This is a genomic window from Streptomyces odontomachicola (genome assembly GCF_039605595.1).
Lineage (GTDB): Bacteria > Actinomycetota > Actinomycetes > Streptomycetales > Streptomycetaceae > Streptomyces.
On record NZ_JBCFOK010000009.1, the window covers coordinates 41,304 to 55,458 of the forward strand.

Annotated in this window: 10 protein-coding genes; 2 read left to right on the forward strand and 8 right to left on the reverse strand. The window is 70.7% G+C overall.

Annotated features, from left to right (window positions below; all coding sequences use genetic code 11):
- Positions 1–123 precede the first annotated feature (123 nt).
- From corA to ABEE00_RS17970, 4 genes are all read right to left on the reverse strand, one after another.
- The gene (gene corA / locus ABEE00_RS17955) at positions 124–1,221 is read right to left on the reverse strand and encodes a magnesium/cobalt transporter CorA (RefSeq protein WP_345746752.1); all 1,098 of its coding nucleotides are present in this window, start codon (positions 1,219–1,221) and stop codon (positions 124–126) included.
- Between the two features lie 125 nt (positions 1,222–1,346).
- Positions 1,347–2,717 carry an NAD(P)/FAD-dependent oxidoreductase gene (locus ABEE00_RS17960; protein ID WP_345746541.1) on the reverse strand — a complete coding sequence of 457 codons (1,371 nt, stop codon included), beginning with the start codon at positions 2,715–2,717 and terminating at the stop codon, positions 1,347–1,349.
- Between the two features lie 191 nt (positions 2,718–2,908).
- Complete coding sequence (locus ABEE00_RS17965) at positions 2,909–3,229, reverse strand: DMT family transporter (RefSeq protein ID WP_345746542.1); 321 nt, start codon at positions 3,227–3,229, stop codon at positions 2,909–2,911.
- Positions 3,230–3,329: 100 nt separating this feature from the next.
- Complete coding sequence (locus ABEE00_RS17970; RefSeq protein WP_345746543.1) at positions 3,330–5,405, reverse strand: PhoX family protein; 2,076 nt, start codon at positions 5,403–5,405, stop codon at positions 3,330–3,332.
- A 189-nt stretch (positions 5,406–5,594) separates the two neighbouring features.
- Between ABEE00_RS17970 and metG the strand changes: the two genes are divergently transcribed.
- Positions 5,595–7,205 carry a methionine--tRNA ligase gene (metG, locus tag ABEE00_RS17975; protein ID WP_345746544.1) on the forward strand — a complete coding sequence of 537 codons (1,611 nt, stop codon included), beginning with the start codon at positions 5,595–5,597 and terminating at the stop codon, positions 7,203–7,205.
- A gap of 66 nt (positions 7,206–7,271) precedes the next feature.
- Here the strand turns inward: metG and ABEE00_RS17980 are convergent, their stop codons facing one another.
- A complete protein-coding gene (locus ABEE00_RS17980; protein WP_345746545.1) occupies positions 7,272–7,856 on the reverse strand; it encodes a Uma2 family endonuclease in 585 nt (194 codons plus the stop codon).
- 113 nt (positions 7,857–7,969) lie between these two features.
- Complete coding sequence (gene aspS / locus ABEE00_RS17985; RefSeq protein WP_345746753.1) at positions 7,970–9,733, reverse strand: aspartate--tRNA ligase; 1,764 nt, start codon at positions 9,731–9,733, stop codon at positions 7,970–7,972.
- A gap of 109 nt (positions 9,734–9,842) precedes the next feature.
- On the opposite strand from aspS, the gene ABEE00_RS17990 reads away from it, so the two are divergent.
- Positions 9,843–12,134, forward strand: coding sequence for a SpoIIE family protein phosphatase (locus tag ABEE00_RS17990; RefSeq protein ID WP_345746546.1), 2,292 nt, complete (start codon positions 9,843–9,845; stop codon positions 12,132–12,134).
- A 156-nt stretch (positions 12,135–12,290) separates the two neighbouring features.
- On the opposite strand, the gene ABEE00_RS17995 is transcribed toward ABEE00_RS17990, so the two are convergent.
- Both ABEE00_RS17995 and ABEE00_RS18000 read right to left on the reverse strand, forming a co-directional pair.
- Positions 12,291–13,247, reverse strand: a complete 957-nt coding sequence (locus ABEE00_RS17995) for a pirin family protein (RefSeq protein ID WP_345746547.1) — start codon at positions 13,245–13,247, stop codon at positions 12,291–12,293.
- 267 nt (positions 13,248–13,514) lie between these two features.
- Positions 13,515–14,036: an SseB family protein gene (locus ABEE00_RS18000; protein ID WP_345746548.1), complete on the reverse strand. Its 522-nt coding sequence runs from the start codon at positions 14,034–14,036 to the stop codon at positions 13,515–13,517.
- Positions 14,037–14,155: the final 119 nt, after the last annotated feature.

Genomic DNA, 14,155 nt, shown 5'->3' on the forward strand with positions numbered 1-14,155 from the left:
CCAGAGAAGTTGCCTGAACCAGTCATTCCGGACAGAACTCGACAAGACTCCCCCGAGCCCGCCCCGGAACGGGCACGACCGGAGGCGTAAGGCTCCGGAAAACCGGAAGAGGCGGCGGCCCCGCTACAGCCAGCCGTTGCGGCGGAACCCCCGGTACAGCGCTCCGCAGATCACCGCGATCACCAGGAGGGCCAGGGGATAGCCGTAGCGCCAGTGGAGTTCCGGCATGTGATCGAAGTTCATGCCGTACACGCCGCAGACCATCGTCGGGACGGCGATGATCGCGGCCCAGGAGGTGATCTTGCGCATGGACTCGTTCTGCGCCACGGACATCTGCGCCAGGTTGGCCTGGAGTATCGAGTTGAGCAGCTCGTCGAACGAGGCGATCTGCTCGCTCACCCGCGCCAGGTGGTCGGCCACATCGCGGAAGTAGCGCTGTATCTCGGAGTCCACGAGGCTCAGCGTCCGGCCCGCGAGCGTGTGCAGCGGGCGGTCCAGCGGCGCCACGGCCCGCTTGAGCTCCAGGAGCTCCCGCTTGAGCTGGTAGATCCGCCCGGGGTCGCCGCCGGAGACGGACTCCCGCGCGAACACCTCGCTCTCCACCCTGTCCAGGTCGTCCTGGAAGCTGTCGGCCACCACCACGTAGTCGTCGACGATCTGGTCAGCGATGGCGTGCAGCACGGCGGCGGGCCCCTTCGCGAGCTGCTCGGGCCGCGACTCCAGCTCCTCGCGCAGCGGGCCCAGCGAACCGTGCCCGCCGTGCCGCACGGTGATCACGTAGTCGGGCCCGAGGAACACCGCGACCTCCCCGGTGTCCACCACCTCGCTGCTCGCGGTGAGCTCGGTGTGCTCGCAGTAGCGCACCGTCTTGAACACGGCGAGCAGCATGTCGTCGTAGTGCTCCAGCTTCGGCCGCTGATGGCCGTGCAGCGCGTGCTCGACCGCCAGCGGGTGCAGCCCCAGCAGCTCGGCGATCTCCGCGAACTCCTGCTCCCCCGGGTCGTGCAGGCCGATCCACACGAAGCCCTCGCCGCACTCGCGCATCCGCTTCACCGCGTCGCCCGGCGAGGCGTCGGCGTCCGGCGCCTCCTGCCGCACCCCGTCCACGTACGCCACGGAGTTGACCACCGAGGAGCCCAGCGGCGAGCGCACGGGGTGGCTGAGGTCGACGCGCCTCCTGGGGCGGGGGATGCGCGCCGCCTTCCGCAGGTGACGTGCCATGGACATCCGGGCTCCTTCCGCTGTGCCGCGCCAGTCTGCCAGCACATGCCCGGACGGCATCCGGAGAATCCCCGGTTCCCGCGGGCGGAGGAGCGGAAGTGGAACGGCGGAGGAGCCCCGGGGCGTCAGGCGCTCGCGGCCCGCGCCCCGTCGGAACCGACGGCCTCGGCGACCTGATCCGCCGAGAGGTAGCCGTCGGTGCGCTCGAAGTCGGACAGCGTGATCGCCCGCTTCCCCACGAAGCCCGTCCGTACGAAGTCGTCACCCAACGCCGCGTTCAGCGTCCACAGCGCGGCGGTGCGCAGCCGCGCGGTGGCCGTGCGCAGCGCCCCCAGGTGGTAGCCGCGGCTCACGAACTGGGCCGGGAGCCCGGAGAGTTCGACGCCCAGCGGCCTGGCCACCGCGTCGAAGCCGCCCAGGTCGACGACGAGCCCGAGGTCCTTGTGCCGGTACGGCTCGGCGGGCGCGCCGCGCAGCATCGCGGTGAGGTTGTTCGCCAGCTTCCAGCCCTGCCGCATGGCGTGCTGCGCGGTGGGCGGGCAGATCGCGTCGGGCTCGCCCTTGGCCAGGTCGGGCACGGCCGCCGCGTCGCCGAGCGCGAAGACGCCGTCCGTACCGGGGACGCTCAGATCGGCGTTCACCACGAGCCTGCCCTTGACGGTCTCCCTGTCCAAAGTGCCGATCAGCGGGCTCGCCGCGACGCCCGCGGTCCAGATCAGGGTGCGGCAGGGCAGTACGCGGCCGTCGGTGAAGGTGACGGTGTCCTCGGTGACCTCCTTGACCGAGACGCCCAGCGAGACCTCGGTACCGCGCTGCTCCACGATCTCCATGGCCTTCTTGCCCAGCCGGTCGCCGAGCTCCGGCATGAGCTTGGGCGCGATGTCGATCAGGTGCCACTTGATCAGCCGGGGGTCGAGCCGCGGGTAGCGGCTGAGCGCGGAGTTGGTGAGCCGCTGGAGGCAGGCCACGGTCTCGGTGCCCGCGTAACCCCCGCCGACCACCACGAACCGCAGCCGCGACTCGCGCTCCGCCTCGTCCTGCGTCGCGTCCGCCAGGTCGAGCTGGGCGATCACGTGGTCGCGCACCCCCGCGGCCTCCGCGAGGGTCTTCATGCCGCGCGCGTGCTCGGTCAGCCCAGGGATGTCGAAGGTGCGGGTGACGCTGCCGGGGGTGAGGACCAGGTAGTCGTAGCGCTGGTTCACCAGCTCGCCGGTGATCAGCCGCACCACGCAGACCTTGGCCTCGGTGTCCACGCCGACCACGCCACCCGGGGTGATCGCGGTACGGCGGAGCTGGCGGCGCAGCGAGGGGGCGACGGCCTGCGGGGTGAGCACGCCGGAGGCGACCTGGGGGAGCAGCGGGAGGTAGAGCTCGAAGCTGTTCGGCGTGACCAGGGAGATCCGGGCCTCGTGCGGGGCGAGCTTGCGCTCCAGGCGCCGCGCGCACTCCACTCCGGCGAAACCGCCGCCCACGATCAGGATGCTGGGTCGTTCCATCGCTGCACTCGCCTCGTTCGCCTCGTCGGTCGGCACGATCGGTCGACTCGGCGCCGCAGGTCACAGACGGCATTCCGGCCGTAACGGAAATACCGGGCGACACCGTAAAGGCAGGCTCGCATGGGCCGCTCGGTGCGGCATCTCCGGACCGCTCATCCGACGCGGCTCGGCCCAGCGCTCACCGCGACCGCTCAGTGCAGCATCTTCAGCCCGACCACGCCGCCGACGATCAGCAGCAGGCACAGGATCCGCGCCGCGGTGGCCGGGTCGCCGAGCACCGCCATCCCGTACAGCGCGGTCCCCACGGCGCCGATGCCGACCCACACCGCGTAGGCGGTGCCGAGCGGGATCTGCGAGACGGCGTACGAGAGCCCGGCCATGCTCGCGGCGAGCGCGACGATGAAGAGCAGCGAGGGCCAGAGCCGGGAGAAGTTCTTGGAGGCCTCCAGCGCTGTCGCCCACACGGTCTCCAGGACTCCGGAGACGATCAGAATTCCCCAGGCGACACCCATCTCGGCTTCCTCTCCGCACCGGCTGCACAGTCCCCACAAGTCGATCACCCCTCGCCGCGACCGTCGCGGCGAGGGGTGATCACGTACGGAGAAGCCCAGGTCAGACGCCGATTCCGCGGCCGTCCTCGCGCCAGACCGACACCACCGAGGGGCGTACGTAGGAGCCCTTGCCGTCGGGCCACGCCGAGGCCGGCTTCTCCACGCTCGCACCGTCCACCTCGCCCGGGTGCTGCACGGAGACCAGCACGCGGTCCTCCTGCACCACGGGCCCGCAGGTCTCGGCGCCGGTCGGCATGGTCAGGAACTGCCGCACCTGGCCCCGCCTGTCACCCCGGGTGGCGACGCCGAAGAGGCCGTCGTGCGAGCCCAGCTCGTTGCCGTCGGTGGAGATCCACAGGTTCCCGTACGCGTCGAAGGTGACGTTGTCCGGGCAGGAGATCGGGCTGACCTGGTCCTTCGGGAAGCCGCCGAAGTAGGTGTCGGGCTTCTCGGGGTCCCCACACACCAGGAACAGCCGCCAGGAGAAGCGCTCGGCCGCCGCATTGCCGCCGCGCTCCTCGAACTCCAGCACCGCGCCGTGCTTGTTCTCGTTGCGCGGGTTGGCCTCGTCGGCGGCCGCCTTGCCGGAGGTGCCGCGCGCTGAGTTGTTGGTGAGCGCCGCGTACACCCGGCCCGTACGGGGGCTGGCCTCGACGTCCTCGGGGCGGTCCATCTTGGTCGCGCCGACCTTGTCGCCGGCGATGCGCGCGAAGATGTAGACCTCCTCGGCCGACATCCCCGGAACGTGCGACTCGTCGCCGGTGGCCAGCGGAATCCACTGCCCCTTGCCGTCGAACTCGCCGTCCTCCGGCAGCTTCCCGCTGCCGTCGATCTGGCCCCCCGGACTGTCGCCGGTCAGCTTCGCGACGTACAGCGTGCCCTCGTCCAGCAGGGTCATGTTGTGCCGGCGGGCGAAGCGCGAGGTGCCGCGCATCATGCGCTTCGAGGAGACGAACTTGTAGAGGTACTCGAACTTCTCGTCGTCGCCCATGTAGACCACGGGCCGCCCGTCGGCGGTCAGCCGGACCGTGGCGCCCTCGTGCTTGAAGCGGCCGAGCGCGGTCCGCTTGTGCGGCGTCGCGTCGGGGTCGTACGGATCGAGCTCGACCACCCAGTTGAAGCGGTGCGGCTCGTAGGGCTCCTCGGTCACGTCGAAGCGCTTGTCGAAGCGCTCCCACTTGCGCTCGCTGGCGGCGCCCTTGAGCGCGTAGCGCTCCAGCCGCTTCCTGTGCTCCGCGTCCTTCACCTTCTCGGTGTTGGCGAAGTACATGTCCACGTTCTCTTCGCCGTGCAGCGTGGTGCCCCACGGGGTCGTGCCGCCCGAGCAGTTGTTGAGGGTGCCGAGCACGGTGCGGCCCTCGCGGTCGGCCGACGTACGCATGAGCTCGTGGCCCGCGGCCGGGCCCGTGATGCGGAACGGAGTGGTGGCGGTCACGCGGCGGTTCAGCCGGTGCCGGGGCACGGCGCGGACGGCGCCGGTCTTCCGGTCCTCCTCCACCACGACGACGGAGAGGCCGTGCGCGGCCCAGGCGGTCTCCACCTGGTTCCTGGTCGGCTTCTCGGCGTCGTAGCCGGCGAACATCAGCTCCTCGTCGGTGTACTCGTGGTTCGCCACGAGGATCTGCCGGTTCTCCTCGCCGTCCAGCGGCAGCAGCGACAGGAAGTCGTTGTTGTAGCCGAACTGGCCCTCCTGGGCCTTCCCCGACTGCTTCTCGGGGTCGAAGGCGGGGGCGCCGCGCAGGATCGGGTCGCCCCACTTGATCACGATGTTCTGCGCGTAGCCCTCGGGCACGGTCACCTTGTCCGCGGTGTTCGGCGCGACCGGCGTGAAGCGGAGGCCCCTGGCGGCCTTCGCGTCCCGGGCCGACTCCGCCGCTGCCGCGCCGCCCGCTGCGGGGGCCGCGGACGCCCGGCCGGGGGAGCCCAGCCCCGTGCCGGCCACGGCCGCGGCGCCGACCACCGCGCCGGCCTGGAGCATCGAGCGGCGGGAGAGCGCGCGGTCGATGACATCGCCGACGTACTCGTTCCCGCTGGTGTTGGGCGCCTCGTGGAAGCAGGCGTCGCCGCAGCGGTAACGGCACGTCATGGCCGCTCTTCCGCCGTGCGGGGACCCGAGCATCGGCAGCAGCTTGCGCATGTTTCCTCCGGAAGTCCGTCTCTACGCGGCGCGACGCTATGGGCGTAGATCCGCCGCGGCTCAACCTACGGATGAACTGCCGGTGAACAGGTCAGCCGCGCCGCGGCGAAGGAACGGGTCCGTCCGCCCGCCGGTCACCCAGGGTTAAGGGGAGGAAACCGGCTCCCCGGGGCCGATAGGATTTCGACCATGGCGGCCACTGGATCAGAGCAGAAGGGGAAGCAGACGTACTACGTCTCCACCCCCATTTATTACGTGAACGACGCTCCCCACCTGGGCCACGCCTACACGACCGTCGCAGGCGACGTGCTCTCCCGCTGGCACCGTCAGCGCGGCGAGAAGGTGTGGTACCTCACCGGCACGGACGAGCACGGTCAGAAGATCATGCGCACCGCCGAGGCGAACGGGGTCTCCCCGCAGGAGTGGTGCGACAAGCTCGTCGAGGAGGCGTGGAAGCCCCTCTGGGAGCACCTGGACATCAAGAACGACGACTTCATCCGCACCACGGAGCAGCGGCACACCGACCGCGTGCAGGAGTTCGTCCAGGACCTCTACGACAAGGGCGAGATCTACCAGGGCGGGTACGAGGGCCCGTACTGCGTAGGCTGCGAGGAGTTCAAGACCTACGGTGAACTCCTCGACGGCGAGGGCGAGTTCGAGGGCCAGAAGCTCTGCCCGATCCACAAGAAGCCGGTGGAGATGCTCCAGGAGGAGAACTACTTCTTCAAGCTCTCCGAGTACACCCAGAAGCTCCTCGACCACTACGAGGCCAACCCCGGCTTCATCCAGCCCGAGTCCGCGCGCAACGAGGTCGTGAACTTCGTGCGGCAGGGCCTGGAGGACCTCTCGATCTCCCGGTCGACCTTCGACTGGGGCGTGAAGGTCCCCTGGGACGACAAGCACGTGATCTACGTGTGGATCGACGCGCTGCTCAACTACGCGACGGCCGTGGGGTACGGCACGGACCAGGAGCGCTTCGAGGACGTCTTCCCCGCCGACGTGCACCTGGTCGGCAAGGACATCCTCCGCTTCCACGCGGTGATCTGGCCGGCGATGCTGATGGCCAACGGCCTCCCGCTGCCGGGCAGGATCGCGGCCAACGGCTGGCTCATGGTCGGCGGCGAGAAGATGTCCAAGTCCAACCTGACGGGGATCAAGCCGCAGGACCTGACCGAGCACTTCGGGGTGGACGCGTACCGCTGGTACTTCCTGCGCGCGATCGCCTTCGGCCAGGACGGCTCCTTCTCGTGGGAGGACTTCTCCGCGCGCTACACCTCGGAGCTGGCCAACGACTACGGCAACCTGGCGTCCCGGGTGGCCGCGATGGTCAACAAGTACTTCGGCGGCGAGCTGCCTGCGGCTCCCGCGTACGGGGACGCGGAGCAGGCGGTCATCGACGGTCTCTCCAAGGCGGTCACGGAATCCGACCAGCGCATCGGCGAGGAGCTGGACTTCGCGGGCGGCATCCAGTCCGTCTTCGACTTCATCAAGCTGGTGAACGGCTACCTCACGGAGCAGGAGCCGTGGAAGGTCGCGAAGGACAAGACCGATGAGGGCCAGGCCCGCCTGGCGACGATCCTCTACACCGCGGCCGAGTCCCTCCGCGCCTGCGCGGTCCTCCTCAACCCCGTGATGCCGGAGTCCTCCCAGAAGCTGTGGGACTCCCTGGGCGCGGAGCCCCACCTGGGCGCCCTGGCCGACCAGCGCGTCGCGGAGACGGCGACGTGGGGCCAGCTCCCGGCGGGAGCGACGGTGACCAAGGGCAAGGTGCTGTTCCCGCGGCTGGAAGAGCCGAAGTAGCCGGAAGAGCTACGTCATGCGTGCGGGGCGGGAGTCGTGAACTCCCGCCCCGCACGCATGACACCGCTACCGCCCCTCGGGCTCCCCGTAGAGGGGAAGGCACCCGGTTTCCACGGGTTGCGTGAACGGGGCGGGAAGCGGCAGTTCCTCGCCGTATGTGCCTCGCAAGGTGCCCTGGTAGCTGCCCTCCTTGGGGTGGGTGAACAGCGCCCAGGTGCCGTGCCGGGGGTCCACGACCAGCAGCGTGCGCACTCCCGCCAGGGCGTACCAGTCGTTCTTGGCGGTGATCTCCTTCGCCTTCTCCGACTTGGAGATCACTTCGACGGCCAGCTCGACGTCGCCGGGGTCGGCCAGCCAGTTGTCGTGCGTCTCCCAGTCGGTCGGCAGGACGACGAGGTCCGGCGTGCAGTAGTCGTCAGGGTCGTCCGGCAAGGCGATCGACGACACCTCGTACGCGTCGAGACCCTCCGGGAGCTGGGGGGTGAGCTGGTGGCGCAGGCGCCTGACAGTCCCCGCGTGCTTGCCACACCGGGTCAGGGACATCGTCAGCTTCCCGCCCACGATCTCCACGCGCAGGCCGGTCGCCGTCTCGATCTCCTCCGCGACCCCGCGCAGATTACCGGGGCGGGGGTGCAGGACAGGCAGGGTCACGGGAGTTCGCCTTCGCTCGGCGGCGGGCTGGCCACCGAAGAATCTCATGCGCGGGGCCCGGAACCGCCAGGTTCCGGGCCCCTCATGTCACGCGGCGAACGCTCAGCGCAGCGTCACAGCTTCGGCTTTCGCACCTGCAAGTGGAGTTCCTTCAGGCGCTTCTCGTCGACCTCGCTCGGGGCGCCCATCATCAGGTCGAGGGCGTTGCCGTTGAGCGGGAAGGCGATCGTCTCGCGGATGTTGGGCTCGTCCGCGAGGAGCATGACGATGCGGTCGATGCCCGGCGCGATGCCGCCGTGCGGCGGGGCGCCGAACTGGAACGCGCGCAACATGCCGCCGAACTCGCGCTCCACGTCCTCCTTGCCGTACCCGGCGATCCCGAAGGCCTCGAACATGATCTCCGGGTCGTGGTTCCGGATCGCGCCCGAGGACAGCTCGACGCCGTTGCAGACGATGTCGTACTGGAAGGCCAGCACGTCCAGCGGGTCCTGCTCCTTGAGCGCGTCCATGCCGCCCTGCGGCATCGAGAACGGGTTGTGCGAGAAGGCGATCTCGCCGGTCTCCTCGTCCTTCTCGAACATCGGGAAGTCGACGATCCAGCAGAACCGGAAGCCGCCCTCCTCGAAGTGCCCGGTGCGCTTGGCGACCTCGACCCGCACCGCGCCCATGATCTTCGAGACGTCCTCGAAGTCACCGGCGCCGAAGAAGATCGCGGTGCCCGGCTTCGCGTTCAGCGCGGTCAGCAGGGCCGAAGTGTCCTCGTCCGTGAGGAACTTGGCGATCGGCCCGGTCAGCGCGTTGTCGTCGCCGACCCGCACCCAGGCGAGCCCCTTCGCGCCCTGCTCGGCCGCGAAGTCGCCCATCTGGTCGAAGAACTTGCGCGGCTGGTCGGCGGTGTCCGGCACGGCCAGCGCCCGCACGTGCTTGCCGGCGAAGGCCTTGAAGCCGGACTCGGCAAAGACGTCGGAGACGTCGACGAGCTCCAGCGTGGCGCGCAGATCCGGCTTGTCCGAGCCGTACTTGAGCATCGCCTCGCGGTACGGGATGCGCGGGAACGGCGAGGTGACCTCGCGGCCCTCGCCCAGCTCGTTGAAGAGCTCGGTCATCACGGCCTCGATGACCTGGAAGACGTCCTCCTGCTCGACGAAGCTCATCTCCATGTCGAGCTGGTAGAACTCGCCGGGCGAGCGGTCCGCGCGGGCGTCCTCGTCGCGGAAGCAGGGCGCGATCTGGAAGTACCGGTCGAAGCCGGCGATCATCAGTAGCTGCTTGAACTGCTGGGGGGCCTGCGGCAGCGCGTAGAACTTCCCGGCGTGCAGCCGCGAGGGAACGAGGAAGTCGCGGGCGCCCTCGGGCGAGGTGGCCGAGAGGATCGGCGTCGCCATCTCGTTGAAGCCCTGGGCCACCATCTTCTCGCGGATCTTCGCGATGACCTGCGAGCGCAGCATGATGTTCCGGTGCATGCGCTCGCGGCGCAGGTCGAGGAAGCGGTACTCGAGCCGCTTCTCCTCGTTCACCCCGTCCTCGGCGTTGATCGTGAACGGGATCTGCTCGGCCGCGCCCAGCACCTCGACCGCGGTGACCTCGACCTCGATCTCGCCGGTGGGCAGCTCGGGGTTGACGTTCTCCGCGCCGCGCTCGCGGACCTTCCCGTCGATGCGGAGCGTGGACTCCTTGGCCAGCGAGCTCAGCAGCTCGTTGACCTCGGTCTGCTCGGGGCGCACGACGAGCTGCGTGATGCCGTGGTGGTCGCGGAGGTCGAGGAAGTTGATGCCGCCCAGGTTCCGACGGTTGTGCAGCCAGCCGCTGAGGCGGACGTCGGCACCGACGTCCGTGGCCCGAAGCTCGCCGCAGGTGTGGGAACGGTACCGATGCATCATCTATCCAGTCGCCTAAGCTCAGCCGTCACAAGGGTTTGCCCCTCAGACTACCGCCCTGGACCTCCCCCACTCGCCCCGGTTTCCGCAACCTACATAAAGTGGGGCAATGCGCACCGAGGACGTCTTGGCGGCCGTGCGGACGGGCCTGTGGCGATGGGAGAACGCCACGCACACGGTGACGCTCGACGGCCGCGCCGCACGCCTGCTCGGCCTGCCGGGCACCGGCGGCCCGCACCACAGCACGGCCGCGCTGACCGTCGCGCAGTCCACGGTCCGCGCGCACGTCCACGTCGTCGACTTCGTCGAGCTGCAGGGCATCATCACGCTGGCCGTCGCCGAGGGCACCGTCGCCGAGGCCCTGCTGCGCGTCGTGGACGGCGACGGCGAGGTCGTACGGACGGTCCGGGCGCGGCTCTGCCCGTACGAGGAGGGCTCGGGGTACGGGGGCGGGTACGGGACCGCGTACGGAGGCCGGCAGGGCGGCGGCGGTGCGGGCCGGACCGCCGGGACGGCGGACCCCGCGGCCGAGGCGTACCTGATCGGCACCCTCTCCGAGGTGCCCGAGCCCTCCCCCGCGCAGTCCCCGGTCACCGGCGACTGGCGGCGCAACCGCGAGGCGTTCCTGCTGGACGCGGGGCGGGCGCTGGCCGAGGCGTACACGACGGCCGAGGTGCTGCGGGTGGCCGCCTCGCTGGCGATGCCGGGGTTCTCGCCGGACGGGCTCGCGGTGTTCGGGGTGGAGGGCGACCGGCTGACGCTGATCGGGCAGCACGGGCACGACCCGGGCCAGGTGCAGGCGGCGTTCACGGACATGCCGCTGAGCACCGACTATCCGGCCGCCGAGGTGGTGCGCACGGGGCGGGCGATCTACCTGTCCTCGCCGGAGGAGTACCGCCGCCGCTACCCCACGACCTGGCCCATCGCCGAGCCCTTCGGCCGCCAGTCCTGGGCCTTCCTCCCTCTCGTCGTCGCAGGTCAGACGCTGGGTGCGTGGATGGCAGCGTTCGCATACCCGGTGTCCTTCACGCCGGACGAGCGCGCCGTGCTGACCACCGTCGCGCGGATGCTCGCGCAGGCGCTGTCGCGCACCTCGCAGCACGAGACCGAGCGGGAGCTGTCGGCCGGGCTGCAGGAGACCATGCGCCCGGCCCGCAAGCCGCGGATCGACGGGATGTCGGTCGCCGCCCGCTACATCCCGACCGGGGGCGGGCTGCAGATCGGCGGCGACTGGTACGACGTGATCCCGCTGCCCTCGGGGCGTACGGCGCTGGTCATCGGCGACGTGCAGGGGCACGACGTACGGGCCGCGGGGATCATGGGCCAGCTCCGCATCGCGCTGCGCGCGTACGCCTCCGAGGGGCACCATCCGGACGCGGTCCTCGCGCGGGCCTCCCGTTTCCTCGCCGGGATGGACGCGGCGGAGACCGAGGGGGCGCCGGAGGCGGAGGGCGCGCCGGACGCGACCGGCGGGCTGCTGGACGGCGACCCGCGCTTCGCCACCTGCCTCTACATGGAGGTGGACCCGGTCTCGGGGACGCTGGACATCGCGCGTGCGGGGCACCCCGATCCGGCGATCCGGCTCGCGGACGGCACGGTCTTCGTACGGCCGACGGCGGGCGGTCTGCCGCTGGGGCTCGAATCGGACACCGCGTACCCCACCACCCGGCTCGTCCTCGAACCCGGCGAGACCCTGCTGCTCTGCACGGACGGCCTGATCGAGACCGGCGGGCACGACCTGGAGACCGGCTGGGCGCGGATCGGCTCGGTCTTCGACACGCACTACGCGCGGGCGGCGGGCGAGGCGGACGGGGAGCGCGACCCGGCCGCCGAGGAGGACCTGGAGCGGCTGGCCGACGCGCTGGTGCAGGCCGTGCACGGGCCGCCCTCGCACCACACCACGGGGCCGCTCGCGGACCGGCGGGACGACGACATCGCGCTGCTGCTGCTCTCGCTGCACGGGCCGGCGGAGCGTACGGGCGGGGTCGGGTCGGGGCGGCGCACGGTGCTGACCGTCGCGCAGGCGCAGGCCGACATGATCGCGGACGCCCGGCACCAGCTCCAGTGGATGCTCTACGACTGGTCGAACGAGGACCAGGTGGACGGCGCGGTCCTGATGCTCTCCGAGATGCTCACCAACGTGCTGGTGCACACCGACGGGGACGCGCTGATGGTCGCCGAGATCAGCGGAGTGCGCGGCGGCCGCCTCCTGCGCGTCGAGGTGGCCGACAACAGCGACGAACTCCCCCACCGCCGCCGCCCCGGCGAACTCGCGTCCTCGGGCCGCGGCCTGGTCCTCCTGGAGATGCTCGCGGGCCGCTGGGGGGTGGATCCGCGGGGGGAGGGCAAGAACATCTGGTTCGAGCTGCGCGAGGACGAGGCGCCGCCCGAATGGGGCTGAACGCGCCGTCGGCGCTCAGCCCTGACCCGCCGCTGCGGAACGCGAGTTCAGCGGGAGCCGTCGGCGGTGGGGTGCGCGGCTCGCGCCACGCACCCCAGCGGACCGCAGGTCACCAGCGGGGCCGCGCCTGCAACGCGAAGTGCTCGGCCCGCGGCGTCAGCCGTGGGTCGCGGGGACGCGGCCCAGGCGGCCCGCCTTGAAGTCCTCGAAGGCTTCCACCAGTTCGGCGTGGCTGTTCATCACGAACGGGCCGTAGTGGGCGATCGGCTCGCGCAGGGGCCGGCCCCCGAGCAGGACGACCTCCAGCTCCGGGGTGTGCGCGTCCTGCTGCTCGTCGGCCCGCACGGTGATCGTCTCGCCCGCGCCGTAGACGGCCGCCTGGCCGGTGTGTACGGGGCGGCGGTCGGTGCCCACGGAGCCCTTGCCGGCCATGACGTACGCCAGCGCGTTGAAGTCGGGCCGCCAGGGCAGCGTGATCTCGGCGCCCGGCGACACGGTGGCGTGCACCATCGTGATCGGCGTGTGCGTGATGCCGGGGCCCTGGTGCCCGTCCAGCTCACCGGCGATGACGCGGAGCAGCGCGCCGCCGTCCGCGGTGCTGAGCAGCTTGACCTCGCCGCCGCCGATGTCCTGGTAGCGGGGGTTGGTCATCTTGTCCTTGGCGGGGAGGTTCACCCAGAGCTGGAGGCCATGGAAGAGGCCGCCGGAGACGACGAGCTCCTCGGGCGGCGCCTCGATGTGCAGCAGCCCGGAGCCCGCGGTCATCCACTGGGTGTCGCCGCCGTTGATCGTTCCGCCGCCGCCCTCGGAGTCCTGGTGCTCGAAGGTGCCGTCGATGAGGTAGGTGACGGTCTCGAAGCCGCGGTGGGGGTGCCACGGGGTTCCCTTGGGCTCGCCGGGCGCGTACTCCACCTCGCCCATCTGGTCCATCATGATGAACGGGTCCAGGTGGCGGCGGTGGATGCCGGCGAAGGCGCGGCGGACCGGGAAGCCCTCGCCCTCGTAGCCGGTGGGGGCGGTGCTGACGGCCAGTACGGGGCGGTGCTCGGCCTCCGGCCCGGGGGTGGTGACGCGGGGCAGCGCGAGCGGGTTCTCGACGGTGATGGCGGGCATGAGGGCCTCCCTGGGGTTCGCCGTCCAGTGTAGTTGAACGGTGAACGACCCCGCGCGGCGAGACATTCCCGGGGCCGGCCCCGGACCCCCGCTGGGTGCGTGGTGGCGCGGGCGGGGGGGCTTACGTCCGCTGTGCCCACCCGTTCCGCCCCTGCGGAACGACTGCCCACAGCTCGTGGGGGGGGGCGCAGCACCCCACAGCGGACCGCAGGTCAGAAGCGGATCGGCACCCGCAGCGCGAAGGACTCGCCGCCGTAGGCGGCGCGGTCACCCATACATCCGCCGCATGGCGAAATCCACCATCTCCTCCACCGCCTGCGCATCGAAGACGATGCGGTGGTCGCCCTCCATGTCGAGGACGAAGCCGTAACCCGACGGCAGAAGGTCCAGCACCTCGGCGCCGGTGATCACGAAGTACTTGGACTCCTTGCCCGCGTAGTCCCGCAGCTCCTTGAGCGTGGTGAACATCGGGATCACCGGCTGCTGGGTGTTGTGCAGGGCCAGGAAGCCCGGGGTGTCGCCGCGCGGGCAGTAGACCTTGGAAGCGGAGAAGATCCCCTGGAAGTCCTCCGAGGACATCGAGCCGGTGGTGAAGGCGCGCACCGCGTCCTGGAGGGAGGGCGGAGTGGGCTCCGGGTAGGCCGGCTGACCGTCGCCGGGCCCGGGCGCTCCGTACGGGGGCGGCGCGGTCTGCTGCCCCGCGTACTGCTGCTGGCCATGCTGCCCGTACTGCTGGCCGCCGTGCGGATAGCCCTGCCCCGCGGACGCGGTCTGCTCGTAGCCGTACATGCCGAAAAGAGTAACCAGTCACAGAAGGGCGGTTGGGGGTTGCTTCTTATTACCGACGGGTAGCATCATCAGTGACTGGCTACCACGCCTGAGCGAGCCACCACCAGCCTTACGAGTCA

Coding starts and splice junctions, on each gene's coding strand:
- ABEE00_RS17990 (WP_345746546.1), top strand. CDS start 9,843: ATGCGCACCGAGGACGTCTTGGCGGCCGTGCGGACGGGCCTGTGGCGA.
- metG (WP_345746544.1), top strand. CDS start 5,595: ATGGCGGCCACTGGATCAGAGCAGAAGGGGAAGCAGACGTACTACGTC.
- ABEE00_RS17960 (WP_345746541.1), bottom strand. CDS start 2,717: ATGGAACGACCCAGCATCCTGATCGTGGGCGGCGGTTTCGCCGGAGTG.
- corA (WP_345746752.1), bottom strand. CDS start 1,221: ATGGCACGTCACCTGCGGAAGGCGGCGCGCATCCCCCGCCCCAGGAGG.
- ABEE00_RS17995 (WP_345746547.1), bottom strand. CDS start 13,247: ATGCCCGCCATCACCGTCGAGAACCCGCTCGCGCTGCCCCGCGTCACC.
- ABEE00_RS18000 (WP_345746548.1), bottom strand. CDS start 14,036: ATGTACGGCTACGAGCAGACCGCGTCCGCGGGGCAGGGCTATCCGCAC.
- ABEE00_RS17965 (WP_345746542.1), bottom strand. CDS start 3,229: ATGGGTGTCGCCTGGGGAATTCTGATCGTCTCCGGAGTCCTGGAGACC.
- ABEE00_RS17970 (WP_345746543.1), bottom strand. CDS start 5,405: ATGCGCAAGCTGCTGCCGATGCTCGGGTCCCCGCACGGCGGAAGAGCG.
- aspS (WP_345746753.1), bottom strand. CDS start 9,733: ATGCATCGGTACCGTTCCCACACCTGCGGCGAGCTTCGGGCCACGGAC.